Here is a 25,054-nt window from a genome sequence, read left to right on the forward strand (position 1 = left end):
GTCCAATTGAATTTTTCAATCTCTTAATGTTGTAAAATACTTTGCTTTTAACCGCACAAATTTAGTTATTTTTGCATTATGGAATGGTTTGAATCTTGGTTTGATACCCCTTATTATCATTTGCTTTATAGCAACAGAGACTATACTGAAGCAGAAAACTTCATTACAAAGCTCACTGCGGACCTTCAGTTGCCGCCTCAGTCGAAAATCATAGATCTTGCCTGTGGAAAGGGAAGACACTCTGTTTTCCTTAATAAATTAGGGTATGATGTTTTGGGGCTTGACCTTTCAAGACAAAGCATTGAATCTGACAAACAATATGAAAATCAAACATTGATTTTTGAAGTTCATGACATGAGAAATCCAATTGATGCAGATCCTATGGATGCGGTATTCAACTTATTTACAAGTTTTGGATATTTTGACAATGAAAATGATGATAAAAAAGTATTCCAGTCTGTTTACAATGCATTGAAGCCCGGAGGATATTTTGTACTTGATTATCTGAATGAAGAATATGTAAGAAATACTTTAGTTCCGGAAACAGCAATCACCCGTGGTGATATAGACTTTAAAATCCTGAAAAAAATAGAGGGCAGACATGTCATCAAAGATATCCGTTTTGAAGCAGACGGTAAACCTTTTCATTTCTTTGAGAAAGTAAAGCTTCACACACTGGAAGCCATCCATGCTTATGCTTCGGAGTGTGGTTTTGAAAGAATAAAAATATGGGGAGACTATCAGCTGAATGAATTTAATAAAGAAAATTCCCCACGTTGTATCAATTTATTTAAGAAAAAATAATGACAACAGTACTTTTACTGATTTTAAGTGTAATAACTGGAGTATTTCTGGGAAAACACTTTGGTAAAAAAGAAAAACTGGCCAAAAATCTACTGATACTAAGTGCTGGTTTTTTGATTACAATCTGTCTCAACGAAGTCTTTCCACAGGTTTACACCTCTTCTGGAAACAGTAATCTTGGGATATTTGTAATTGCAGGAGTTCTTCTACAGATGATTCTGGAAGCTCTTACCAAAGGTTTTGAACACGGACATTTCCATCATCATAGTGAGCATAATATTCTTCCCGTTGCTTTAATGGTTGGATTATTCATCCATGCATTTATTGAAGGGATTCCTCTTGCCAATGAAGAGCAAGAGATGTCTCCTTATCTTTGGGGAATTGTATTTCACAATCTTCCTATTTCATTTATTCTGGGAGCATTTTTATTCAACAGAAAAGGAGAATCAAAAAGTTCTTCATCCTATCCCTCTATTCTCATTGTAGCTTTATTTGCCCTTGCTTCCCCAATGGGAATGCTGCTAGGAAACTATTTCAATCCTGATCTTCAGCCTTATTTCCTGGCGATTGTAGGGGGAATTTTCCTTCATATTTCATCGGTGATCATTTTTGAAAGCAATAAAAATCACAATATTGACTGGGTAAAGATCGGACTGGTTGTTTTAGGAGTTTCACTTGCATTGATGATGCATTTCTTCCATCAACATCCTGTTGCTCATTCTCATTAAAAAATAAAAAAAGCTCCGAAAATCCGGAGCTTTTTTATTGTATATAGCTTATTAAAGCTTAGAACTTCCATCCTACTGTAAGGAAGAAATTGTTTCTGTTATTTTTAACCTCACTTGCCGCATACGAATCACTTTCGAAGATATTATTAGCAGAATAATAAGATGAATCTGAATTACCATCCATATATCCTCTCATAAAAGGGTTGGTATACTTAGATGAGATATTCTGATAAGATGCATCTACATAGAATGATTTGAAATCATACCCAATACCGAAAGAAAGTGTGTTTCTATCGCTTAGCATCATGTTGCTGTATGATTGATCTCCTACGCTGCCTGCATCATTAAATCTGCTGATTGTAAGCGCATCAAAAGGACTTGACTGGTAAGCATAACCTCCTCTCAGTCTGAACTGCTGTACTCTATACTCAGCTCCAACTCTTACTTCAGAAAGGTTTTTATAATTCTCTTTAAAGAAGTCATTCAACACACTCTCTGCACCACCATATACCTTATAATCAGGTTTTGTAAGTCCAAGGGTATAATCTACGTTTAAAGAGAAATTTTTACTTGCTACAAATGCAGCACTCACTGTTGCTTTAAGAGGCGAAGTAAATTTTCTGTTTTCAGCACCCATATCGTCTCCGTAAACAGGATCATTATAGAAATAGTAATTTCTGTCTATCGTCCAGAATGTAGGAGTTTCAAGAGATGCTCCCACTCTGAAATTAGGACTTAGCTTTCCGATCACCCCTAATGAAGCTGAAAACCCTGAAGATCTCTCTGAGTAAGGAGTATCCTGCTTACTGAATCCTTCTGTAGAATTATTGGTAAGATTTCGGTAAAATAAGGTATCATATTGATCAACTGAAGCGTTGAAAAAATTGAAACCTGCCCCTAAATATAAATTATGATTATAATTCGCTCCTACCCCAAAGCTCATCTTTGACAAATTACCATATCTTTCATAGATATGTCCTGCCAATGCTGCGTCCTTGGTTATATCATCCTTATCAAAAGCGTAAACAACATTGTTATTACCCGGTGACTGGATTACATTATCAAGAGTCTGATTGGAAAAATTAATACCAATATTAATAAACTTCCAACCCGTTTCTGTCATCAGTGGGAAAGCAATGATACCGCCCGCATTTCCAAGGTCTCCCTTAGTTTTGCTATAGTCTATAGTAGATCCAGCTAAAGAGCTGCTGTTTTTATTGCCTAAAATAGATAAAGTTCCTGAAACCTCTCCTGAAATAGCTACCCCTAAACCTGCCGGGTTGGTAAGCAAAGAGTTTGCATCACCTCCCAGCGCACCATTAGATCCTGCCATTGCATTGAATTTAGCCGATCCCACCATAGGAGTACTTGAGTAAACATCCACGGTATTTCTTATCACAGAAACATCCTGAGCCTGCGCATAAAATGCAGCAGAAATACTCATTAATACTAAAGATTTTTTTAACATTATTTTTTAATAGTTTATTCGTTTGAAAATTATCTGAATCCACCTCTGCCTCCGCCGCCGGATCTCATTCCGCCACCGCCGCCAGAAGAACCACCTCTGAAGCCGCCTCCACCGGAGTTGAAGCCGCCGCTAGATCTGAAACCTCCTGAATCATTGGATCTGAAACCTCCATTGTTTCTAGGCTGTGATTGCTGATAATTATAATTAGGTCTTGTCTGTGGTGCAGTATTACGGAATCCTCCATTTTGCTGTGTATTTCTGAAACCTCCGGAATTACCGTTTCTGAAGCCTCCGGAATTACCGTCTCTGAAACCGCCATTATTATTTCTGAAGCCTCCGTTTGAGTTAGAATCTCTGAAACCACCATTGTTTGTGTTTCTGAAACCACCATTACTATTTCTGAAGCCTGAATTAGCCGTATTAGTTCTGTATACTGCGTTGGCTACACCTGTATTCTGGAATCCTCCTCCACTGGTACCGCTTCTTCTATAAACAGGTCTGTTGTAGTAGCCACCACCCCAGTAACCGCCTCCGTATCCCCAGTAAGGGTTTCCGTAACCGCCCCAGAATGGATCATAATATCCACCATATCCCCAGTATGGACTTCCCCATCCGTAAGAGCCTCCCCAGCCCCATCCGAATGATCCGCCCCAACCCCAGGACATACTAGCACCCCAGCCCCAGCCACGGTTCATGCCCCAGCCCCAATATGGGCTATAACCACCATACCATCCCCAAGGAGATCCCCAGCCCCATGAGTTGTCATAATAGTTCGTCTGAGAACCTGCATAAAGCCCCCAATCTGAATCTGTGGCGTTGGAGTTCCAATTCGGATTGGTACCACTCCAGTCATTATATCTGTTTTGCTGTTCTCTGGAATTCGTCTGTGCATTTTGAATGACATTGGAATCCTGATAATAGTCATAATATTCTCCTACTCTGTTTCCGCTATCATTGATGATAACTCCTTCAGGTAGCGTATCCTTATTGGGGTCGTAATACACCCCATCTGTCTCGCTATACCCTCCCATCTGAGCACCACAAGACACAAGTAATAATCCGCCTGATATTGCCAACACCCCTTTGGATCTTAGCAGACCAAGCAAATTTTTATGTATATTTCTTTTCATGATAACGTAAAAATTTTTAATTTAAATTATATTTGCAATCTGTACCAAAAATGTACCAAAATACTGGTAAAAAAATCTATCAAAAATAGATTTTTATTTTTAGATAACAATAATGTACAAAAGTTAAAAAAATTAAAAAAAATAATGGCAAAATTAACCTCAAGAAGCGAAGATTACAGCAAATGGTATAATGAGCTGGTTGTAAAAGCTGATTTAGCTGAAAACTCAGGTGTGCGTGGATGTATGGTGATCAAACCGTATGGCTATGCAATCTGGGAAAAAATGCGTGATGAAATGGATAGAAAGTTCAAAGAAACAGGTCACGTTAACGCATACTTCCCGCTTTTTGTGCCCAAGAGCTTGTTTGAGGCAGAGGAAAAGAATGCAGAAGGTTTTGCAAAAGAATGTGCTGTTGTTACTCATTACAGATTAAAAACCGATCCGGACAATCCGTCTAAACTGATTGTGGATCCGGATGCGAAACTGGAAGAAGAACTTATCGTTCGTCCTACTTCAGAAGCTATTATCTGGAATACATACAAAAACTGGATTCAATCTTACAGAGACCTACCGATATTGATCAACCAATGGGCGAATGTTGTACGTTGGGAAATGAGAACCCGTCTTTTCTTAAGAACGGCAGAATTCTTATGGCAGGAAGGTCACACTGCTCATGCTACAAAGGATGAAGCTGTTGAAGAAGCAGAAAAGATGAATAAAGTATATGCAGATTTTGCAGAAAACTTTATGGCGATGCCGGTAATTCAGGGATTAAAAACTCCATCTGAAAGATTTGCAGGAGCTGATGAAACATACTGTATCGAAGCATTGATGCAGGATGGAAAAGCTTTGCAGGCAGGAACATCTCACTTCCTAGGTCAGAATTTCGCAAAAGCATTTGACGTAAAATTCACCAATAAAGAAGGAAAAATAGAACATGCATGGGCTACATCATGGGGAACATCAACCCGTTTGATGGGAGCTTTGATTATGACACACTCCGATGATTTCGGATTGGTACTGCCTCCTACTCTGGCACCGATTCAGGTGGTGATTGTTCCGATCTTTAAAGGAGAAGAGCAGCTAGAGCAAATCAGTGAAGTTGCTTTGGATATTCAGGCTAAACTGAGAGCAAAAGGTATTTCTGTAAAATTTGATAATGACACACAGAACAAACCAGGCTGGAAATTTGCAGAATACGAATTGAAGGGAGTTCCTGTAAGAATAGCAATGGGACCAAGAGATCTTGAGAACAAATCTGTGGAAATTGCCAGAAGAGACAATCTGACGAAAGAAGTTCGTTCTATCGATGGTTTAGATACTTATATCGAAGATCTATTGAAAACAATTCAGCAGGATCTTTACAACAAAGCTTTAGAATTCAGAAAAGATAATTTTACAAAAGTAGATACTTACGAAGAATTCAAAAAAGTTCTTGAAGAGAAAGGTGGTTTCATCTATGCTCACTGGGATGGTACAGCTGAAGAAGAAGAACAGATCAAGGATGAAACGAAGGCTACTATCAGATGTATTCCTTTGGATGATGATGTAGAAGAAGGAATTTCATTGGTTTCCGGAAAACCATCTAAGAGACGTGTATTATTCGCAAAAGCTTATTAATAATTTTAATGATTAAAAAATAAATCGTCAATTTTTAAAGAAATATTCAAAAAAAAATGACATTTGGACGGATTTTTGTTTAAATTTATCTCAACATTAATCAAAAAAATTTATTATTATGTCTTTAAATGTCATTGATTTAATTAAAGGACAATTAGGTCCCGCTTTAGTTTCACAGGCTGCATCGCAGTTTGGAGAAAGTGAATCCGGTATTTCTAAAGCAATTGGCGGATTATTACCTGCTGTAGTAGGCGGATTAGCTAATAGTGCAGATAAGCCTGGCGTTGTGGATGCTATTACACAAGCCTCTTCAAGTGGAATTTTAGGAAATTTATTAGGCGGATCGTCTAGCAATCCTATTATTTCTACGTTGTTGTCTTCAATTTTTGGAGATAAAGTAAGTGGATTAGTCAATTCCATTGCTAGTTTTTCAGGAGTAAGCAATACCTCTGCAGGTTCTTTGTTAAACCTGGTGACTGGAGCTACAGTAGGCACGGTTGGAAAATATGCAGCAGACAATAATTTGGGCGCTTCAGGTATTTCCAGCTTACTGAGTGATCAGAAAGGCATTATTTCTTCCTTATTGCCGGCAGGTCTTTCTTTGGCTTCCTTTGGATTAGGAGCTGAAAATTGGTTTGGCCAGGCTAAGGAAACAGTTTCTTCGGTAGCTTCTACTGCTAAAGATAATATCTCAGAAGGTGTTGCTACGGCAAGAGAAAATGTTTCTGAAGGAGCAAGAGAAATAAGAGAACAATTTAACGATAATAATAACAATAATCAAGGCGGAGGCTCAATCTGGAAATGGTTGCTTCCGCTTTTACTGTTATTGGCAGCCGGATATTTCCTATGGAAACAGTGCGAGAAAAAGCAGACAACTACTACAACTACCAGTACGTCTGACTCTGCAGCAACCAGTTCTACGACAGATACAGCTGCAACAGGAACTGCAACACCTGTTCCGGCTACCGCTAAAACCGACGAAAACATTGATCTTAATGGTGTAATGTTAAAAGGTTATAAAGGTGGTATGGAGGATCAGATGATTTCATTCCTGAAATCTGGTGGTTACAAAAATGCAGCTGATGATTCTGCATTGAAAGATAAGTGGTACGATTTCGACCATGTTAATTTCAAAATGGGAAGCTCTACTGAACTGGAAGCAGGTTCACAAGGACAATTGGATAACCTTGTAGCTATCCTTAAGGCTTTCCCTGATGCAAAAATCAAAGTTGGAGGTTACACTGATAAAACAGGAAACGAAGCTTCTAACGTAAAATTGTCAAAAGCCAGAGCTGAATTTATCAAAGCTGCTTTAGCTAAAGCTGGCGTTGGTGCACAGGTAATTGCTGCAGACGGTTACGGAAGTCAATTTGCAAAAGTAGACGCAAAAGCTTCTGATGCAGAAAGAGCTGCTGACAGAAAAATGTCTGTAAGATTTGCAAAATAATCTTTAGATTCAATAAAAATTAGATCCCGGGAAATAATTTCCGGGATTTTTTTGTGCCATGATTTCTTTGTTTACATTTATTTAATTAAATTTGTTAGTCATTTCTAACATTTATGAATTTCAATATAAAAAGCGCCTGGCGAAAAGATAAAACATCTCATTCCTTATCAGAGGTTTATTCATCGATCAAAGTTCCTAAAAATGCAAATTTCTGGAGGAAATATCTTGCATTTGCCGGACCGGGACTGATGATTGCTGTAGGATATATGGATCCGGGAAACTGGGCTACGGATATCGCTGGAGGAGCCCAGTTTGGATATACCCTGCTTTCCGTAATTCTTATTTCCAATATTTTCGCAATGGTTCTGCAGCATTTATCCGTGAAACTAGGAGTTGTTGCAGAAAGAGATCTTGCGCAGGCCTGCAGAGATCACTTCAGCCCTACTACCAATTTTATTCTATGGGTATTTTGTGAAATAGCCATTGCCGCCTGTGATCTCGCCGAGGTCATTGGTTCTGCCATTGCATTAAATCTTTTATTTCATATTCCGCTCACCTGGGGAATTGTCATCACAACAGTGGATGTTTTAATTATCCTCTTACTTCAGGCCAAAGGTTTCCGATGGATTGAAAGTATTGTAGGAGGTCTTATATTCATTATCCTGACCTGTTTTGTCTATGAAATCATTATTTCTAAACCTGCTTTCAATGAAATTCTGGGAGGATTGGTTCCTCAGAAAGAAATCATTCAGAACCCTGCAATGCTTTATATTGCCATTGGGATCTTAGGAGCTACAGTAATGCCCCACAACCTGTATCTGCACAGCAGTATTGTACAGACCAGAGATTATACCCGCGATACCGAAGGAAAAAAAGAAGCTATAAAGTTTGCCACCCTGGACAGCACAGTTTCATTGATGCTGGCATTCTTCATCAATGCTGCAATCCTTATTCTTGCAGCTGCCACATTCCATACAACAGGAAATGAGCATGTTGCGGACATTCATGATGCTTATAAAATGTTGACTCCTATTTTAGGAGCTTCTATGGCAAGTATTGCATTTGCTATTGCTTTATTGGCATCAGGACAGAATTCTACATTGACAGGAACGCTTGCAGGACAAATTGTAATGGAAGGTTTCTTGAATATCAGATTAAAGCCATGGCTGCGAAGACTTATCACAAGACTTATTGCTGTAATTCCTGCCCTTATTGTCGCTATTCTTTATGGCGAACAGGGAACGACCGAATTATTGGTTTTAAGCCAGGTAATTCTCTCCATGCAGCTAAGCTTTGCTGTTGTTCCACTGGTGATGTTCACCAATGATAAAGCCAAGATGGGAGAATTTGTCAATAAGCCGGTTCTTAAAATCTGCGTATGGGCAATTTCTATTATTATCATTGTTTTAAACCTGTACCTTCTGTACCAGACGTTTGCAGGAGAATAGAAAAACGCAACTTTAGTTTTTTAATTGGACATTGTTAAAGTCAATGGTCAATGGTCAGTTTTTGCTTCGCAAAGTCAACTTTTAAAGCTTACACTACGACAAATTCATGAGCGAAGCAAATTGATTTATTCACTATTCACCATTACTCATTTTTCTGCCTTAATGTCCTGATTTCAGATTTGGCAGGCTCTTTGTCAAACAATCAGTAAATAAATATTGAATTATGGAAAACCAGGATATTAACGAAGAAAGCATCAATAATCAGGAAGAAAACAATGTTCAGAATGACGCAGCATCTCAGGACAATGTGACAGTTGCTCCTTCACCAGAAGAACTTTTGGCAGAAGAAAAAGACCGTTACATCAGATTATATGCTGAATTCGAAAACTATAAAAAAAGAACGAGCAAAGAGAAGATGGAATTCTTCCAGTATGCCAACCAGGAAATGATGGTTTCAATGTTAGGCGTTTTAGATGATTTTGAAAGAGCATTAAAGGAAATCGCTAAGAACGGAAATCCGGCTGACCTTCAAGGGGTGGAACTGATCTATCAGAAATTCAAAAATAAACTTACCGAAAAAGGCTTACAAACAATGGAAGTGAGAGCTGGTGACAGCTTTAATGTTGATTTCCATGAAGCGATTACTCAAATCCCTGCTCCATCAGAAGATTTGAAAGGAAAAATCGTAGACGTTATTGAAACTGGATATACTTTAGGTGATAAAGTAATCCGTTTTGCAAAAGTAGTAACAGGAAATTAAAATTCATAAATGATAAATGGTGAGTGATAATTGATGAATGTTTCACTTATTAGCTTTACAATATCTTTTATCATTTATCAACAATCAATTATAAAATTGTCATGTCAAAAAGAGATTATTACGAGGTTCTTGAGATCAGCAAATCTGCATCGGCCGACGAAATAAAAAAAGCATACCGTAAAATGGCTATCAAATTTCACCCGGATAAAAATCCTGGTGATAAAGAGGCTGAAGAAAAGTTTAAAGAAGCAGCTGAAGCTTACGAAGTTCTAAGCGACGATCAGAAACGTGCCCGTTACGACCAGTTTGGTCATGCCGGAGTAGGTGGAAACGGCGGTTTTGGAGGCGGAGGCTTCGGAGGCGGAATGAACATGGAAGATATTTTCAGTCAGTTTGGAGATATTTTCGGTGGTGGTTTCGGAGGATTCGGTGGCGGCGGTGGCGGCCGTCAGCAGGTGAAAGGTTCTAATTTAAGAATCAGAATCAAACTGAACCTTGAGGAAATGGTAAACGGAACTCAGAAAACCATTAAAGTAAAAAAAATGAAGATGGCAGAAGGTGCCACTTCAAAAATATGTCCTACCTGTAACGGTTCCGGTGTTCAGCTTAAAGTAATGAATACCATGTTTGGTCAAATGCAGACTCAGACAACTTGTAGTACCTGTCAGGGAATTGGAAAAGTTGCTGACAAGATTCCTGCAGGAGCCAATGCGCAAGGTCTTATCAAAGATGAGGAGGAAATCACAATCAACATCCCTGCAGGAGCAAGAGACGGCATCCAGCTTAATGTAAGAGGAAAAGGAAATGATGCGCCATTTGGTGGAATTCCGGGAGATTTATTGGTGATCATTGAAGAGGAAGTAGATCAGGTAATCAAGAGAGAAGGTGATAATCTTCATCAGGAACTGTATGTTTCATTTGCTGAAGCTGCTTTAGGAACTAAAAAAGAAATCCCTACTGTTGGAGGAAAAGTAAAAATTACCGTTGATCCGGGAACTCAATCCGGAAAGATCCTAAGATTGGCCGGAAAAGGACTTCCAAGCATTGACAGCTATGGAAAAGGAGACATGTTCATCCACATCAATGTATGGACACCTCAGAAGCTTAATAAAGAACAGAAAGATTTCTTTGAAAAGCAGATGTCCAGCGGAGAAATGGTTGCAGAACCATCCGGAAAGGAAAAAACTTTTTTTGATAAAGTAAAAGATTTATTCAATTAATATAAAAAAGCCGGTTTTAAAAGATTAAAACCGGCTTTTTATTTTCAATTTATTTTTTAATAACCTTTATGGTCTGTTCCTTCTTATCATATTTCAGACGAAGCAGATAGGTTCCAGACAACTGGCTTTTAAGATCAACCTTTATCTTACCATCTTGTCTGGTGTATTCCAGATTTTTAACCAGTTGCCCCTCCATACTGTATAAAGATATATTTTCCAACCTGCTTTCAGTGCTTAAATCAATATATAGAAAATCTGTTACAGGATTTGGATAGAATGAGGGTACTTCTTTTTTACCTATTTCAGCGGTATTTAAAGTTTCATTATTTAAAATAATTCTTGCCAACGCAAATTGTCTGTCACTATGAGAAGAATCTCCTGAAATCAGGATTCTTTTATTGTTATCAAATTTCATTGCAGCTATTCGTCTCAAAGAGTTATAAGTTGGAAGCCTGAACAATCCATTAGTTCCAAAAGATAAGTCCGGAGTTCCATCAAAATTAAATTTGGTCATATACATCCAGTCGCTTTCATAATAGTTTCCAGCAAAGAAGAATGTTCCCCCCACATAGATCCCATTATTACCTAAAAGGATAGAATTAGAGCTTTCACGTTCAGCATCCGGAATATTAACAACCTTACGTTTCGCAATACCATTGTTTCCAAAGTTATTGACAAACTGCCCATCAGAGCTTATTTTCGCTACCCAGGTTTCTCTGATGTTATTTACATATGCAGATCCTGTGATATAAAAATTTCCGTTGGTGTCCTGAATCATATTTCCAAATTCAAGGAGATTACCCAAACTGAAAATTAGTTTCCCACTGGTTCCAAATGTAGTATCATAAGTTCCGTCCAGATTTAGCCTTACTACGAAAATATCATTAGAGCCGTTTGTAGCCTCTGTGGTATCGGTAATTCTTCCTATTCCGGCAACAATTAGTTTATTATTCACTGCAAAAATACTCATAGCACTTACTCTTTCTTGAGAAAGTCCGGTATTTATAGTAAAATAAAACTTTCCATTGGTACCAAAGGTTGTATCCACGGTACCATCCTGATTCAATCTCAATAAACATGCTCTTCTTTTAGGATATCCATATTCAGCACCTCCGCATATGATAATTTTCCCATCAGGTAATTCAACAGCGTTATAAGCTATATCAATGGTCTCAATAGTTGCTGGATAGCCCATATCAACAGCAAGTCCTCCACCGTTTCCAAATGTTGAATCTAAAGTACCGTCAGTATTAAATCTTTCAATAAAAAAATTCTGACTATACATATAACCTACATTTCCGACCGTTAAATATTTACCACTGCTTAATTTAATTATTTTATAATGTGAAGATTGATTTTGGGTGATTTTAATTCCTGCATTTCCAAATGAAGTATCCAGATTCCCATTAGGATCAACTTTATAGATAGCTCTTTTTGCTCCCGGGCCAATGTTTCCAAGTACAACGGCACTGTTATCTGACTCTACAAAAATATCACCTGACTTGTCAAAAGTTGTAGATGGATTATAGAAATTGATTCCGTAAGTACTGTAAGAAGCATCAAGCATCTGTGCATTTGAAAAAAATGAAGAGAATAAAAAGCTTACATAGTATAATTTTTTTGTCATGTTTATTTTTTTTTGCAAAGATAACCTTTGCCCTGAAAGCAGCTGCAACAAAACTAACATTTACATTGCATTTTCCATCTATCAAAGACTTTTGTTGCAAAATTTCAGAAAAAAACTTAATAAAAAATCCTGCACTCTTTCGGGTACAGGATTTTTTGGTTATTTAATTCTAATTCTGTTTTATTTTTTTGTCGCTAAGGAATAGATCCCTTTTCCTAAAGTAAATACGGCAACCGCTACCAATCCGCCAACAACACCAAGCGTAAGCTCTTTCAAAACATCTGGCCAAGTTGGTAATATGCCATGGAAAAATTCAATCCTATGCAGAAAAATTCCACCAGCAACCATTATTAAAGCAACTGTTCCTACGACTCCTAATATTTTAATAACAATAGGTAAAGCCTTCACTAATAGATGTCCAAGCCTCCCGAAAAAACCTTTATCGTTACTTTTCTTTATTAATTTAAACCCTGCATCATCCATTCTTACGATCAAAGCTACAATTCCATAAACTCCAACAGTAGCGATAAATGCAACCAAGCTCGTTACTAAAATCTGCGTAATGAAAGGGTGACTTTCTTCCAATACGGTTCCTAAAGCAATAATAACGATCTCTATTGATAAAATAAAATCAGTTGTAATTGCCGATTTTACTTTCTCTTTTTCTATTTCTTCAGAACTTTTCTCGTCTTCTTCAATTTCCTCTATAACTTCATGACCCTTTTTGTCACGGTGAAAAAGAAATTCTATTACTTTTTCAACGCCTTCAAAAGCCAGATAGAATCCTCCCAGGATCAATACATAATTAATAGCTGGAGCATACAACCAATTAAGTAAAAAAACAATGGGAAGAATAATCAGTTTATTGATAAATGATCCTTTGGTAATTGCCCATAAAACGGGAATTTCTCTTGAGGAAAGAAAGCCAGTGGCTTTTTCTGCATTTACAGCCAGGTCGTCTCCTAAAATCCCTGCTGTCTTTTGGGTAGCAACCTTACTGGTAACCGCTACATCATCCATCAATGCTGCAATATCATCTAAAATTGCAAAAAAGCCTGATGCCATATTTTAATAATTTTTTAATCTTTGTTAAGTTCAGCAAAAATAAATATTTAATTCCGTTTTTGGATTCATAATCTGACAATAATTTTGAAATTTATGAGAATAATTAAGCAATGCTCACTTTCAATATTTTATATCTTTGTTTAAAATCTATTCAATGGATCAAAACTGGGAAAACCAATTACAAAGTATATGGCTGCAACTTGGAACAATAAGCAGTGAGGAGTTTATCCAGCAGATTAAAAATCATGTAGAAAGACTTACGGATACGGATTCCCTGGCCATAGCAGATTTTGAAAGAGCCTGCGCTTTTGACTCTACCGGATATGAAAAGGAAGCGGAACCTTTGTACAGATCGGCATTAGGTAAAGGATTAACCGGCTTACGAAGAAGAAGAGCAAGAATTCAGCTGGCAAGCACCTTAAGAAATAACGGAAAAATAGAAGAAAGCATCCATATTTTAAGGGAAGAAAAGGCTAATTATTCTGATGAGCTGAACGATGCGGTAGATTCTTTTTTAGCACTGTCTCTTTCTTCAGCAGGAAAGCACAAGGAAGCGCTATCTATAGCATTAAAAGCAATATCAAAATATCTGCCCAGATACAATAATTCTTTGAGCCGTTATGCTGAAAACCTATAATCCTAAACACTATCAATAGTAAGCTTAATTTTAACCGTTTTTAAAACCTGATACCTATGCGACGTCAATTTCATATTTTAACTTTAGGATGTTTGTTTTGTTTGTTCAGTACATTCTGTTCTGCTCTAAAAGCTCAGACAGAATCTCATCCCAACAATGTTAATCAGGAAAAGAAAAAAGAAGAAATAGACAGCATTATAAAGGCATTTGCTGGTATTAATAAATTTAATGGAACTGCTTTGATCCATTATCAGAATAAAAACATTTTTGAAAGATCATACGGCTGGCAGGATGCGGAAAAAAAGATACCCAATCAGAACCAAAGTGTGTATCAGATTGCTTCTTTAACGAAATCTTTCACGGCTTTGATGATTGTAAAGCTAAGCGAAGAAGGGAAACTTTCTGTTAAAGACCCTCTTTCAAAATTTATTCCCGATTATCCAAGAGGAAATGAAATCACTATTGAGCATCTTCTTACCCACACCTCGGGAATTTATGAAGTATTACGAAACAAAGAATATTTCAGCCTGCTTCACACCGGAAAGACCATTGCTAAAAACAAAGAACTCTCTTTTTTTAAAAACGAACCTCTGGATTTTGAGCCCGGCACTCAATTCTCTTATACCAATTCTGGATATATTTTACTGGGAATGATCATTGAAAAAGTAACCGGACTTTCTTATGAAGATGCTGTAAGAAAAACCATCTTAAACCCTCTTAAGATGACTCATACCGGATTTAACTATATAGCTCTGAAAAGCCCATACAAAACGGTTCCATATTCTTATATCTCAAAGACAAAACAGGAAAAAACGCAAGTATGGAATTCCACCTTAACCGGTCCCGCAGGACAAATCTACAGTACTGTTGAAGACCTGTTCAATTACTATATTGGATTGAGAGATTATAAAATTGTTTCTAAAGAAGCATTTAAAAAAGCTACCACACCCTTTTTGAGCGGCTATGGCTATGGTTGGTTTATTGATGATCTTTATGGGAAAAAACTTATTAACCATGGGGGAAATATAGAGGGTTCTACAAGTTATTTTGCCATGCTCCCTGAGGATGATCTATGCATTATCCTTCTGAACAATATCACAAGTAAAAAGCTGGAGAAAGCAGGTAACACTATTTTAGCAGCTCTTTTAGAACAGCCTTATACTCTTCCACAACCTAAAAAAGAAGCAGTGTTAAGTGCTGATATACTTAAAAAATACGTGGGTGACTATCAGCTTTCTGATGACAGTGTGATTCATATTTTGTACGAAAACGGCCAGCTTTTTATACAAAACAATAAAGATCCTAAAATAAGAATGCTGGCTGAAAAAGAGGATATATTCTTCCTGCAGGATGATGACACCGAGATTTCTTTCATTTTCAAAAAAGGAGAAAAAGACATTATTACAATCAAAAAAGGGCTTTCGTCAAAAACAGCAGAAAAGTTATAATCAAACATTGACTGCGTCATAATCAATAGAATTTTTTGTAAATTTAAGTAATGAAAAAGCTCATTCTCCGGTATCATTTTTTTGTGATGGGATGCTTCAGTTTTCTGTTGCAGTCCTGCAATACGAAGTTCAGAGTCTGGGTAGGTCCGGGAGGCCAGCAGAAAATTTATAATTTAAAATATGGTGAACACAAAAGGCAAAAGATGGATGTCTTTCTTCCCAAAGATTATGCTGAAAATTCTCCCGTAGTTCTTATCGTTCATGGTGGAGCCTGGACTTTAGGCAAAAAAGAACATATGATACAGGTTCAGAAAATGCTTTTTGAAAACAGGATTCCGAGTATCAATATGAATTACAGATTAGTTTCTGCAAAGAAAGAAATCACCTACAAAGAACAACTTGAAGATATTGGCCTGGCCATTGAAAAATTCAATTCCTTAACGGAAAAGGCAGAACTTCAGCCTAATAATTATATTCTTCTGGGAGAAAGTGCCGGCGGGCATTTGGCATTGCTTTACGGATATCAGCATCCTGAACAGATTAAAAAAATTATCTCTTTAAGCGGACCAACTGATTTTTACAGCTCTGAATATCTTAAGTCTTTTTATTCCAAATATACTTCTCCAACTTTTCAAAAGGTGGTAGGCAGTAAATTTGACCGGAAAAATGTTTCTGAAGCCTTCAAAGAAGCCAGCCCTATTGCAAATATTACCAATGTTCCTACCTTGCTGTTTCAGGGAAACAATGATTTTCTGGTCAATCAGCATCAGGGAATAGCCATGGACTCAGCGCTTACCCAGATGAATATTCCGCACAAGTTTATCTTTATGAAAGGAGCAGGCCATGCACCAAGGTTCTTCAGTAAAAGAAAAAGAGACAGCATCATCTATCCGAATATTCTGGAATGGGTCAAAAAATAAAAGTTTATAGCTTTTTCTATTAAACGCAAAGGATAAATAAGTCGAACGTCTTATTTTTAAGGAAGCAAAGAGAAGTGACTTTGTCACTGATGAAGCTCACGAATATACATCTGCTTAGAAAGAATCAAGTTCATTGATTCCCTTCTTTGCTTCCTTAAAATAGTTTATTATAAAATGAATCTTTGCGTTAAAATACAGGCTTATCATTTTCATAAGCAATAAAAAAGCCGACTCATACTTGAGCCGGCTCTATATTCTAATTGATTTTTTTATTTATTCAAAATCCTGGTCTTCGTATTTTTTAGAAAGATCTTCTTTTTTTCCAAAAACAAACTTAAAGATTACCGGAAGTGTTGTTACCAATACAATAACGATGATAATATATTCCAGTTTTTCTTTTAAGTTGATTCCAAACTGCTCCATAAACAGTTTATCCAGATAATGCCCGGCAAAGATCAAAAGAAATGACCATAATACAGCACCAATAATATTATCTCTTAAAAACTCCTTTTTATCCATCTTCACAATTCCTGCTACAATTGGGGTAAAAGTTCTTACAACAGGTAAGAATCTAGCCATAATAATAGCCAGAGCTCCATGTTTTTCAAAGAAATCATGCGCCTGGTAAAGGTATTTTTTCTTGAAAAGCATTGAATCCGGTCTTTTATATAAAGCAGGTCCTGCCTTTCTTCCAAAATAATATCCTACTTCATTTCCAATAATAGCGGCAAGAGCTACTCCCGAAGCTAATAATGTAGTATCTAAGAAATCACTCCCTGTAGAGCCAAAAGTCTCTTTGATGATTTCAACGGCATAAATTCCTGAAACGAACAAAAGTGAATCTCCCGGCAGGAAAAACCCTACAAAAAGTCCTGTCTCAGCAAATACAATAAATAAAATAAGCCAAAACCCTCCCATTTTAATATAAAACTCCGGGTTTAATAAATCCTTCCAGCTATTGAAATCTTCCATAAATATCGATGAACAACAAAAGTAGGTCTAAAATGTCTGAAACAAAAATTAATTATAAGATTTTAACTAAAATTCAAACATGATTTTTATAAGTCGAGGTCATCATCGGAAACCGCGGTTCCATCGGCCATTAGAAATGCTTTTAAGAATGGAGTAAGATTTCCATTCATTACAGCATCTACATCTGAAGTTTCATGACCTGAGCGTACATCTTTTACGAGTTTGTAAGGATGCATTACGTAATTTCGGATCTGGCTTCCCCACTCGATCTTCATTTTGTTGGCTTCTATCTCGTTTCTTGCTTTCATACGCTCTTCCAGTTCCATTTCGTATAGTCTTGAACGAAGGAGCTGCATGGCTTTTTCTTTATTCTGAAGCTGGGAACGGGATTCTGAGTTTTCAATAATAATTCCTGTTGGCGCGTGGCGAAGACGTACAGCGGTTTCCACCTTATTTACGTTCTGCCCTCCTGCTCCAGAAGACCTCATCGTTTCAAAAGAAATATCAGCGGGGTTAATATTAATTTCTATAGTATCATCTACCAAAGGATAAACATATACGGAAACGAAGCTGGTATGACGTTTCGCATTACTATCGAAAGGCGAAATTCTTACTAAACGGTGTACTCCATTTTCACCTCTTAAATATCCAAAAGCAAATTCCCCTTCAATTTCCAGGGTAACCGTCTTCACACCTGCTACATCACCCTCCTGAAAGTTCAGCTCACGGATTTTATACCCTTGTTTTTCTGCCCACATCGTATACATTCTCATCAGCATGGATGCCCAGTCGCAGCTTTCTGTACCTCCAGCTCCAGCGGTGATCTGAAGTACGGCAGAAAGCTCATCTCCTTCATTGGAAAGCATGTTTTTGAATTCAAGGTCCTCAATTTTTTCAACCAATTGCGGAAATGTCTCATCCAGTTCCTTTTCAGAATCCGGATCTTCTTTAGCAAAGTCCACTAAAACCTGTATATCTTCAAACTGCGTCTGAATTTCATCGTAGCTTTCTACCCATTTTTTCTTGGAACGAAGCTGTTTTAAAAATGCTTCAGCAGTTTTTGGATTGTCCCAAAATTCGGGTGCCGCAGTTTTTTCATCATCATTGGCAATTTCTATCTTCTTTTTTTCAATCTGAAGATATCTGTGTAAGTCTTCAATCCTGGATTGAACTTCTTTTATCTGGTCGTTGTTAATCACGATTTTTTTCTTTTTGCAAAAATAAGGAATTCTTTTAGAGTGGAGTGTTCCGAGTTCCGAGTTTTAGGGATTCGGGTTCCGGGGTTTAAGGTTTGGAATTTTGACTTTTAGAGTTAATAAAGATTTCAGAAATTGACTTAAAAGTTACGATTCCTTTATTATTTCAGCTTCAAAGCTTTTTCTGAGGTATTCTTTCGATTTTTTACTTTCCATTTTGAAACCCACCATTGTTAAAGCATACACAAATAACAACATCAATAGAGGTATGAAAAATTCTACTGATATCATTTTATTTCCTATATCTCTCGCAGTAATACCTAAGAAGAAAAATAAGGCAAATGAACACCAGACAATTAAAAAAAATAATACAAATACATGTAGCGACATGGTCACCTGTATTTGGGTTCCATTATTTTCATTTTGAATTCTACCATTTATCTGAGGAAGAAATGAGTTTCTGTACTGAATAACTTTGCTTATTTCAAAGCTATTATTATTATTATTATTATTATTATTATTATTATTATTATTATTATTATTATTCACAGTTCCTTCATATTCTTTTATATAATTTTTTCCCAAACCAAATTTTTTAGGTTCTACAAAGCCTGAAAGTCTTGTTAAAACTTCCTGTTCAGATAAATTTGTTTTGTAAGTAATGCGTTCGTAGGGTAAGTATTTCATTGGTACACCTCTTTATTTTAAATCATATCAGCCATTATTTCGCCTATCTTAGGAGCCAGTGCAACGCCCATTCCTGAAAGTCTTACAACACAAAACTGCCTTTCCGAAAGCTGTTTTACAATAGGTGTTTTTTCTGGCCCCATAGCCATAATTCCTGACCAGCGAAGTGCAATTTTAAAGTCATTTTGAGGGAGTATCACTTCTTTTAAAAAATTTTCCAAATGATCTTGCAGGAACTCTGTCGTTTCAAAAACAGTTGTTTCTTCTGTTTCAAAATCCTGATTTCTTCCACCACCCAACAGCACCTGGTTTCCTACATTCCTGAAATAGTAATATCCTTCATCATAGTGAAAAGTTCCTTTCAGCTTTAATCCATCGATAGGTTCTGTCAGAAGAACCTGTCCACGGGCAGGAATGATATTTTCTTTTTCCAGGAATTTTGAAGTGAATGCATTGGTGCAATAAATAAGCTGGTCTGTTATTACAGAAAGATCAGTTGAAAGCTGAACCTCAACCTGGTCTGTTTCTTCAATATGCTGAACTTCCGTACCAAATAGAAACTCAATTTTCAGTTCATGACATTTTTCCAACAATTTCTTCAACAGCTTTCCCGAATGCAGACTTCCTTCACAAGGGTTTTCAATCAGAAAAGCAGATTTCCCTAACCCAAATTGCTGTATTTTATCCTGTTTCAGAGTATATGTCTGATCCAGACCGGTTATTGTTTTCAGTTTTTCATTAGCGGTATCAATATGGGATAAAGGTTCTTCATTATTTAAAATCTCATATCCTCCATTCAGCTCAAAATCAATTTCACTATTTTTAAAATAATGCTGGATTTTCTGAAGTCCATCAAATCTCATTTTAACAAGCTTCAGCGTTTTTTCCCAGCCCATTTTCTGTGAATCGGCAATGACTTCGGTGAGACTTCCGAAACAGGCAAACCCGGCATTCCTCGTTGAAGCTCCCAGAGGAATGGTATTCCGCTCAATGATTAAAATCGACTTTTCAGGATATTTCTCTTTGATAGATATTGCTGTCCAAAGCCCGGAAAACCCGGCACCAATGATGATGATATCTCTTTTCCTGTAGAAAGTTTCCAGTTCCCAGATGCTGTTCATGAGTGATTTTTATAAAATGTATTTATGTAAAAAAGTAAAATGTATTCATGACAAATTCATATCTGGTAAAAGTTGGATCATAAAACCAGAAACTTTAAACCTTGAACCTTAAACTTTGAACTTTAAACCTCTTTATCCTTTGTCTTTGTCTTTCTCCTCCTCATTATGTTGAAATCCGATGGCTCTTTGTGGTTCTTCAACAACTCTATAAGTTTCCAGTTCGGTCTTCAATGCCTGAATTCTAAACTTAAAATCATCAAAATTGTTGATAATAGCATCGGCTAAGAACCTGGCCACCTGATCAAGGTATTCTTCGGTAAGCTTGGAACCGGCATCCCTTAAGGCGCCACTCAAAAGATTCTGATCAATTTTCAGCTTCTCATTTCTGGTTCTTTGATAAAGGTTTTTAATTCTTTTCTTTAGACTTTGTGTAAAATCTATCAGCATCGTATTGCTGAAGGCTTTCATCTTTGACGATATTTCATGCCAGAAAGGAACTTTATCTGCTTTGTTATTTTTCAATATTTTATAAAGTAAGGAATCTTCTTCCAATCCTCTCGTCATGGCATATAAAATGATTTCTGACCGCTCTGAAGCATTGGGAGGAAAGATCGGGATCATCACATCAAATCTTCCCGGAGCAAGGATTTCTTCATCAATTTCTGAAACAGAATTAGCAGAACCAACCATCAGAACGCCTTCTTTTTCAAATTTTCCGATATAATGAAGAATAAGCTCCTGAGCTTCAAGATTACAGGATGCAACATCTGTTTCTGCTCTTCTCTGCATCATAATTTCATCAAAATCGTCCATGAAAAGCAGCATTTTGTTTTCCTTCATCATGTTCAACAGAAAATCACTGAAGTTGATTTCATTTCCGTCAATCAAGGAAGTTCCCAAATAATGTTTTTTGACTTCTTTAAACTGATAGCCAATAATTTCAGCAATTTTATTGGCCCAGAATATTTTACCGCTTCCGGGAGGGCCATACAGGATAATTCCTGCAGGCTTGTTGATCCCCCAATCTTTGATCTGCTGTGGATTCAGGAAGGGTTCCAAAACAGAAGATGTATAAAAAAACAGATCTCTGTATCCTATAAAATCTCTTTGCTGAAGACTGGTTTTACTACCGAAATAATCATAAACAAACTTATAGTTTCCGCCTAATTTGTTATCAATTCCGTAGCTGGAGATAGAAGATTTGAAAAAACCGTTATCAAAGATATTGAGGTTATTATCTTTAATTACCTTTTCTACCTTGTCTTTAGGCTGATTGATTACTTTGGCAATCTGCTCCAGGGTTTTATTTTTATCCAGATCTTTCTCATATAATCTTAAAAAGTCTACATTTTCGCGGGCAAATTTTTCAAAATCTTCCTTTACCTCAAAATTCGTACTGACACAGTCTACCAATTCAAGATCAAAATCCTGTATAAACTGTTTTATGGCTTCTGCAGATACATTCAGTTCTTCTGCCAGTTCAATTAGCTTCATAAGTATTGATTAATTCTATCAAATTTAATGTATTTACAAATAAATTGACATTGATTTATGATAATTCTGTAACATTATCTAATTTATATAGACTACTACTATGTAAAACAAATTACATGGAAAAGATTTTATCAGTAAAAAATTTGACAAAGAAATTCAAAAGAGTTGTGGTCAACAATATTTCTTTTGATGTCGAAAAAGGAAATGTTTATGGGCTTTTGGGTCCCAATGGAAGTGGAAAATCCACCACTTTCGGGATGCTGCTTTCAACGATTAATCCTACCAGCGGAGATTGGTTCTGGTTTGGAAAAAAAGGTACAGATCCGGAAACTTTAAAAAAGATTGGAGCGATTATCGAACAGCCTAACTTTTACCCTTATCTCAGTGCAGAAACCAATCTTAAGATTGTAGCTGAAATCAAAAAAGCACCTTATTCAAGGATTGATGAAGTTCTGAAGACCGTTAATCTGTTTGAAAGAAGAAAAGATACTTTCAAAACTTTTTCTTTGGGAATGAAACAGCGTCTGGCCATTGCTTCGGCTATGCTGAACAATCCCGAAGTAATGATATTAGATGAACCTACCAACGGACTGGATCCTGAAGGAATTATCCAGATCAGAGAAATCATCAGCAATATTGCCAAGCAGGGAATCACGATCATCATTGCCAGCCATCTTCTGGATGAAATTGAAAAAATCTGCAGCCATGTTATTGTACTGAAAGAAGGAAATTCCATTTACTGCGGAAGAGTGGATGAAATGACTTCCAACAACGGATATTTTGAACTAAAAGCTGACAATAATACGTTGCTTTTGAATGCATTGAACGAACTTCACTGGTTCTCTTCCATTAATCAGGAAGGTGATCTTATTAAGGCCCAGATCCGCGATGATGCTTCTATTTCAGCTTCAGCGATGAATCAGAAACTGGCAGAGAAAGGGATTTATCTTTCCCATTTGACCAAGAAAAAACTGTCCCTTGAATCTCAATTCCTTGAACTTGTAAAAAACACCAATTAGTCATGATAAAATTATTAAAACTGGAATACTATAAAAACCTGAACTACAAACCGTTTAAGGTTTTCACAATACTTTATTTCGCCATTCTTATCGCATTGCTTTTCATTGGACTGGTTGACTTTGATGTTTTTGGAGGAACGATTAACTTAAAGGAACAGGGAATTTATAACTTCCCGGAAATCTGGAACTTTACCACCTGGATTGTGGCTTTGCTGAAAATTTTCCTGGGATTGATTATTGTCTTCTCCATTTCACAGGAATTTAGCAACCGAATGTTCAAGCAGAATACGATTGATGGATTGAGCAGAAAGGAATTCATCACTTCAAAATTGCTGACGATAAGTATTTTTACTATTGTTTCAACAGCTATTGTCTTAGGAATTACTTTATTTCTTGGATATCAATACTCGAATACAACAGAGTCTGTAAAGGTTTTCGCCGAGATTTTCTTCATTGGAAATTATCTGGTAAAATTATTTACGTTCTTCTGTTTCTTAATGTTCCTTTCTATTTTATTGAGAAAATCGGTGTTTGTATTTCTGGCCCTTTTTGTTTTCTGGATTGGCGAGGGAATTTTAACCGCTCTTGAAGTTTATTCAAAAGTAAAAGGAATGCAGGGCCCGCAAAGAAATGAGGTTCTTCAGAATGATTTTTTCTTAACACATCTTTTACCGCTGGAAAGTATGTCCAACCTTATTCCTAATCCGATGATGAGATTAAATATGGCCAAAATGATGGGTGTAAAATATGAGTTCCACTACCCTACAGAAAGCCTTATTGCTTGTTTGGTGTGGTGTGCTATTTTTATATTCGGATCGTATTGGATTCTGAGAAAGAGAGACTGGTAGATGTCAATGTTCAAAATTTAAAGATTGAACAATTAAAATATTTAAAGATTATTTTTAAAGTGGTTCGTTTCGGATCACTTTTTTTGGCTTAAAATTTTCATTAGGTATTGCCAAAAACTAACTATGAAAAAAATATACTATTTTCCAGGATTGATCAGTGCTCTACTGATACCTCTTTTGTTCTGGCATTATGGAAGTCAGAGAGTTCAGCCAGAATATACAGTAATGGATCTTGGCCTTCCTTCGAAAGTAAGACCCAATCAAACTTTTGATAATACTTTTGAGCCTTACAGAAAATGGAATTACAAAAAGATAATTGTATATCCTAATACTGCTCTTCAAAATCAGGGACTTTATGTTTCAGAGCTAAAAAAAATGCAGACAAGAAATGAAAAAAAATCTGGTATTGAGTTTGTGATCAACGATAAAAATAATTATCAGGATTTCATTGCTATTATTGACGCTATGATCCTATCCAAACAGGACATGTATAGCGTTGATATAGAAAAAACAGGACATTTTTTTGCACTTCATAAATATAAAGATCCGGATGAAGAAATTCGTCCTATGTGCGGCGGAACTGTGGGAAATACCAATTACAGAGAAAAGCAAACTCTAAACTTAATAAAGCCGGAAAGTTTTATAAATCATGTTCCTCAACAGGCTTTTTATATCATTTTTGGTTTTTTGTTTTTCGTAAATATTTCCATGTTCAGCATTAAAGAAAATCTCCAAATCCAAAGAAAAAGATTAGTATGAAAAAAATATACTATTTTCCAGGATTGATCAGTGCTGTGCTGATACCTATTCTATTCTGGTATTACGGAAACCAAAAGTTTGAAGATATTAACCTTTCTGTAGTAGATATTGGACTTCCCGCCAAAGAAAGAGAAGGGATTAAAAGAACTTTTGCAAGTTTTGAACCTGTAAGAAACTGGAATTACAAAAAAATAAATGTATCCCCCGGTACTGCCAAAGAAAATTCAAAATCATATGTTGATGAACTGAAAAATCTCCAGAAAAGAAATGAGAAAGAGTCTGGTATTGAATTCATTTTAGATCAAAATAATAGCTATGGCGATTTTGTCTCAGTTTTGAATGATCTGGCAATCGCCAAACAGGAACAATATGCCGTTGATCTGGAGAAAACAGGACATATTTTTGCTGTTTACAGTTATATTGACCCTAAGGTGCAATATCCTGAATATGAATGTTTGCTTTGTAATGATGTTATCAGACCAGAATATAAACCTGATTTTTTTGAAAAAATACAATTGCTTCTCACAAAACTTCCAAAAGATACTTATTACTTTATTTTCGGATTTTTTATATTTCTGAATATTTCCATGTTCAGCATCAAAGAACGGTTTCAATTAAACCATTAACTCAAAATAA

General features: G+C 36.4%; 23 protein-coding genes. 14 read left to right on the plus strand and 9 right to left on the minus strand.

Annotation, left to right across the window (positions count from 1 at the left end; genetic code table 11):
* The first annotated feature begins 78 nt into the window (after window positions 1–78).
* Together SFA27_RS16095 and SFA27_RS16100 are read left to right on the plus strand one after the other, a co-directional pair.
* On the plus strand, window positions 79–804 hold the full coding sequence (locus SFA27_RS16095; RefSeq protein ID WP_047377030.1) for a class I SAM-dependent methyltransferase: 726 nt from the start codon (window positions 79–81) through the stop codon (window positions 802–804).
* Complete coding sequence (locus SFA27_RS16100; protein WP_047377031.1) at window positions 804–1,532, plus strand: ZIP family metal transporter; 729 nt, start codon at window positions 804–806, stop codon at window positions 1,530–1,532. The genes SFA27_RS16095 and SFA27_RS16100 overlap by 1 nt, the downstream gene beginning before the upstream one ends.
* Window positions 1,533–1,590: 58 nt before the next feature.
* Here SFA27_RS16100 and SFA27_RS16105 read toward each other — a convergent pair whose 3' ends face one another.
* Both SFA27_RS16105 and SFA27_RS16110 read right to left on the minus strand, forming a co-directional pair.
* Window positions 1,591–2,976: an OmpP1/FadL family transporter gene (locus SFA27_RS16105; RefSeq protein ID WP_264518500.1), complete on the minus strand. Its 1,386-nt coding sequence runs from the start codon at window positions 2,974–2,976 to the stop codon at window positions 1,591–1,593.
* A 53-nt stretch (window positions 2,977–3,029) separates the two neighbouring features.
* Window positions 3,030–4,130, minus strand: a complete 1,101-nt coding sequence (locus SFA27_RS16110; protein ID WP_264518501.1) for a prolyl-tRNA synthetase — start codon at window positions 4,128–4,130, stop codon at window positions 3,030–3,032.
* Between the two features lie 144 nt (window positions 4,131–4,274).
* Between SFA27_RS16110 and proS the strand changes: the two genes are divergently transcribed.
* The 5 genes from proS to dnaJ all read left to right on the plus strand — a co-directional run bounded on the left by proS (window position 4,275) and on the right by dnaJ (window position 10,625).
* Window positions 4,275–5,750, plus strand: coding sequence for a proline--tRNA ligase (gene proS / locus SFA27_RS16115; protein ID WP_047377197.1), 1,476 nt, complete (start codon window positions 4,275–4,277; stop codon window positions 5,748–5,750).
* 118 nt (window positions 5,751–5,868) lie between these two features.
* Complete coding sequence (locus SFA27_RS16120; RefSeq protein ID WP_264518502.1) at window positions 5,869–7,197, plus strand: OmpA family protein; 1,329 nt, start codon at window positions 5,869–5,871, stop codon at window positions 7,195–7,197.
* Between the two features lie 113 nt (window positions 7,198–7,310).
* Window positions 7,311–8,645: an Nramp family divalent metal transporter gene (locus SFA27_RS16125; protein WP_407293498.1), complete on the plus strand. Its 1,335-nt coding sequence runs from the start codon at window positions 7,311–7,313 to the stop codon at window positions 8,643–8,645.
* Between the two features lie 223 nt (window positions 8,646–8,868).
* A complete protein-coding gene (locus SFA27_RS16130) occupies window positions 8,869–9,405 on the plus strand; it encodes a nucleotide exchange factor GrpE (protein ID WP_047377036.1) in 537 nt (178 codons plus the stop codon).
* A gap of 101 nt (window positions 9,406–9,506) precedes the next feature.
* The gene (gene dnaJ / locus SFA27_RS16135; RefSeq protein WP_047377037.1) at window positions 9,507–10,625 is read left to right on the plus strand and encodes a molecular chaperone DnaJ; all 1,119 of its coding nucleotides are present in this window, start codon (window positions 9,507–9,509) and stop codon (window positions 10,623–10,625) included.
* Between the two features lie 49 nt (window positions 10,626–10,674).
* On the opposite strand, the gene SFA27_RS16140 is transcribed toward dnaJ, so the two are convergent.
* Window positions 10,675–12,252 carry a T9SS type A sorting domain-containing protein gene (locus SFA27_RS16140; RefSeq protein WP_407293500.1) on the minus strand — a complete coding sequence of 526 codons (1,578 nt, stop codon included), beginning with the start codon at window positions 12,250–12,252 and terminating at the stop codon, window positions 10,675–10,677.
* A gap of 180 nt (window positions 12,253–12,432) precedes the next feature.
* Window positions 12,433–13,317: a DUF808 family protein gene (locus SFA27_RS16145; RefSeq protein ID WP_407293502.1), complete on the minus strand. Its 885-nt coding sequence runs from the start codon at window positions 13,315–13,317 to the stop codon at window positions 12,433–12,435.
* Between the two features lie 154 nt (window positions 13,318–13,471).
* Between SFA27_RS16145 and SFA27_RS16150 the strand changes: the two genes are divergently transcribed.
* From SFA27_RS16150 to SFA27_RS16160, 3 genes are read left to right on the plus strand one after another with little or no spacing between them, the layout of a single operon-like run.
* The gene (locus SFA27_RS16150; RefSeq protein WP_264518506.1) at window positions 13,472–13,954 is read left to right on the plus strand and encodes a tetratricopeptide repeat protein; all 483 of its coding nucleotides are present in this window, start codon (window positions 13,472–13,474) and stop codon (window positions 13,952–13,954) included.
* A 56-nt stretch (window positions 13,955–14,010) separates the two neighbouring features.
* Window positions 14,011–15,402, plus strand: a complete 1,392-nt coding sequence (locus SFA27_RS16155; RefSeq protein ID WP_407293504.1) for a serine hydrolase — start codon at window positions 14,011–14,013, stop codon at window positions 15,400–15,402.
* 50 nt (window positions 15,403–15,452) lie between these two features.
* Window positions 15,453–16,322, plus strand: a complete 870-nt coding sequence (locus tag SFA27_RS16160) for an alpha/beta hydrolase (protein ID WP_407293506.1) — start codon at window positions 15,453–15,455, stop codon at window positions 16,320–16,322.
* A 273-nt stretch (window positions 16,323–16,595) separates the two neighbouring features.
* Here SFA27_RS16160 and SFA27_RS16165 read toward each other — a convergent pair whose 3' ends face one another.
* From SFA27_RS16165 to SFA27_RS16185, 5 genes are all read right to left on the minus strand, one after another.
* Complete coding sequence (locus tag SFA27_RS16165; RefSeq protein WP_047377043.1) at window positions 16,596–17,294, minus strand: DedA family protein; 699 nt, start codon at window positions 17,292–17,294, stop codon at window positions 16,596–16,598.
* 86 nt (window positions 17,295–17,380) lie between these two features.
* Window positions 17,381–18,493, minus strand: coding sequence for a peptide chain release factor 2 (gene prfB, locus SFA27_RS16170; protein WP_047377044.1), 1,113 nt, complete (start codon window positions 18,491–18,493; stop codon window positions 17,381–17,383).
* Between the two features lie 144 nt (window positions 18,494–18,637).
* Complete coding sequence (locus SFA27_RS16175; protein WP_407293509.1) at window positions 18,638–19,177, minus strand: hypothetical protein; 540 nt, start codon at window positions 19,175–19,177, stop codon at window positions 18,638–18,640.
* 17 nt (window positions 19,178–19,194) lie between these two features.
* Complete coding sequence (locus SFA27_RS16180; RefSeq protein WP_407293511.1) at window positions 19,195–20,298, minus strand: NAD(P)/FAD-dependent oxidoreductase; 1,104 nt, start codon at window positions 20,296–20,298, stop codon at window positions 19,195–19,197.
* 132 nt (window positions 20,299–20,430) lie between these two features.
* Window positions 20,431–21,792: an AAA family ATPase gene (locus tag SFA27_RS16185; RefSeq protein ID WP_047377047.1), complete on the minus strand. Its 1,362-nt coding sequence runs from the start codon at window positions 21,790–21,792 to the stop codon at window positions 20,431–20,433.
* A gap of 116 nt (window positions 21,793–21,908) precedes the next feature.
* Between SFA27_RS16185 and SFA27_RS16190 the strand changes: the two genes are divergently transcribed.
* The 4 genes from SFA27_RS16190 (at window position 21,909) to SFA27_RS16205 (ending at window position 25,044) form a co-directional block, all read left to right on the plus strand.
* On the plus strand, window positions 21,909–22,811 hold the full coding sequence (locus tag SFA27_RS16190; protein WP_407293513.1) for an ABC transporter ATP-binding protein: 903 nt from the start codon (window positions 21,909–21,911) through the stop codon (window positions 22,809–22,811).
* Between the two features lie 2 nt (window positions 22,812–22,813).
* Window positions 22,814–23,659, plus strand: a complete 846-nt coding sequence (locus SFA27_RS16195; protein WP_407293515.1) for an ABC transporter permease — start codon at window positions 22,814–22,816, stop codon at window positions 23,657–23,659.
* Window positions 23,660–23,782: 123 nt separating this feature from the next.
* Window positions 23,783–24,418, plus strand: coding sequence for a hypothetical protein (locus SFA27_RS16200; RefSeq protein ID WP_407293517.1), 636 nt, complete (start codon window positions 23,783–23,785; stop codon window positions 24,416–24,418).
* Window positions 24,415–25,044 carry a hypothetical protein gene (locus tag SFA27_RS16205; RefSeq protein ID WP_407293519.1) on the plus strand — a complete coding sequence of 210 codons (630 nt, stop codon included), beginning with the start codon at window positions 24,415–24,417 and terminating at the stop codon, window positions 25,042–25,044. Before SFA27_RS16200 ends, SFA27_RS16205 begins: the two co-directional genes overlap by 4 nt.
* The last annotated feature ends 10 nt before the right edge of the window (window positions 25,045–25,054 follow it).

This window comes from Chryseobacterium sp. HR92 (genome assembly GCF_045689405.1).
Classification (GTDB): Bacteria; Bacteroidota; Bacteroidia; order Flavobacteriales; family Weeksellaceae; genus Chryseobacterium; species Chryseobacterium viscerum_A.

Bases quoted from the DNA above. Each gene is read 5' to 3' on its own strand.
- SFA27_RS16120 (WP_264518502.1), top strand. From the start codon at position 5,869: ATGTCTTTAAATGTCATTGATTTAATTAAAGGACAATTAGGTCCCGCT.
- SFA27_RS16185 (WP_047377047.1), bottom strand. From the start codon at position 21,792: ATGAAGCTAATTGAACTGGCAGAAGAACTGAATGTATCTGCAGAAGCC.
- SFA27_RS16095 (WP_047377030.1), top strand. From the start codon at position 79: ATGGAATGGTTTGAATCTTGGTTTGATACCCCTTATTATCATTTGCTT.
- SFA27_RS16205 (WP_407293519.1), top strand. From the start codon at position 24,415: ATGAAAAAAATATACTATTTTCCAGGATTGATCAGTGCTGTGCTGATA.
- SFA27_RS16165 (WP_047377043.1), bottom strand. From the start codon at position 17,294: ATGGAAGATTTCAATAGCTGGAAGGATTTATTAAACCCGGAGTTTTAT.
- SFA27_RS16180 (WP_407293511.1), bottom strand. From the start codon at position 20,298: ATGAACAGCATCTGGGAACTGGAAACTTTCTACAGGAAAAGAGATATC.
- dnaJ (WP_047377037.1), top strand. From the start codon at position 9,507: ATGTCAAAAAGAGATTATTACGAGGTTCTTGAGATCAGCAAATCTGCA.
- SFA27_RS16195 (WP_407293515.1), top strand. From the start codon at position 22,814: ATGATAAAATTATTAAAACTGGAATACTATAAAAACCTGAACTACAAA.
- SFA27_RS16100 (WP_047377031.1), top strand. From the start codon at position 804: ATGACAACAGTACTTTTACTGATTTTAAGTGTAATAACTGGAGTATTT.
- SFA27_RS16190 (WP_407293513.1), top strand. From the start codon at position 21,909: ATGGAAAAGATTTTATCAGTAAAAAATTTGACAAAGAAATTCAAAAGA.
- SFA27_RS16110 (WP_264518501.1), bottom strand. From the start codon at position 4,130: ATGAAAAGAAATATACATAAAAATTTGCTTGGTCTGCTAAGATCCAAA.
- proS (WP_047377197.1), top strand. From the start codon at position 4,275: ATGGCAAAATTAACCTCAAGAAGCGAAGATTACAGCAAATGGTATAAT.
- SFA27_RS16125 (WP_407293498.1), top strand. From the start codon at position 7,311: ATGAATTTCAATATAAAAAGCGCCTGGCGAAAAGATAAAACATCTCAT.
- SFA27_RS16200 (WP_407293517.1), top strand. From the start codon at position 23,783: ATGAAAAAAATATACTATTTTCCAGGATTGATCAGTGCTCTACTGATA.
- SFA27_RS16145 (WP_407293502.1), bottom strand. From the start codon at position 13,317: ATGGCATCAGGCTTTTTTGCAATTTTAGATGATATTGCAGCATTGATG.
- SFA27_RS16130 (WP_047377036.1), top strand. From the start codon at position 8,869: ATGGAAAACCAGGATATTAACGAAGAAAGCATCAATAATCAGGAAGAA.
- SFA27_RS16105 (WP_264518500.1), bottom strand. From the start codon at position 2,976: ATGAGTATTTCTGCTGCATTTTATGCGCAGGCTCAGGATGTTTCTGTG.
- SFA27_RS16150 (WP_264518506.1), top strand. From the start codon at position 13,472: ATGGATCAAAACTGGGAAAACCAATTACAAAGTATATGGCTGCAACTT.
- SFA27_RS16140 (WP_407293500.1), bottom strand. From the start codon at position 12,252: ATGACAAAAAAATTATACTATGTAAGCTTTTTATTCTCTTCATTTTTT.
- SFA27_RS16155 (WP_407293504.1), top strand. From the start codon at position 14,011: ATGCGACGTCAATTTCATATTTTAACTTTAGGATGTTTGTTTTGTTTG.
- SFA27_RS16175 (WP_407293509.1), bottom strand. From the start codon at position 19,177: ATGAAATACTTACCCTACGAACGCATTACTTACAAAACAAATTTATCT.
- SFA27_RS16160 (WP_407293506.1), top strand. From the start codon at position 15,453: ATGAAAAAGCTCATTCTCCGGTATCATTTTTTTGTGATGGGATGCTTC.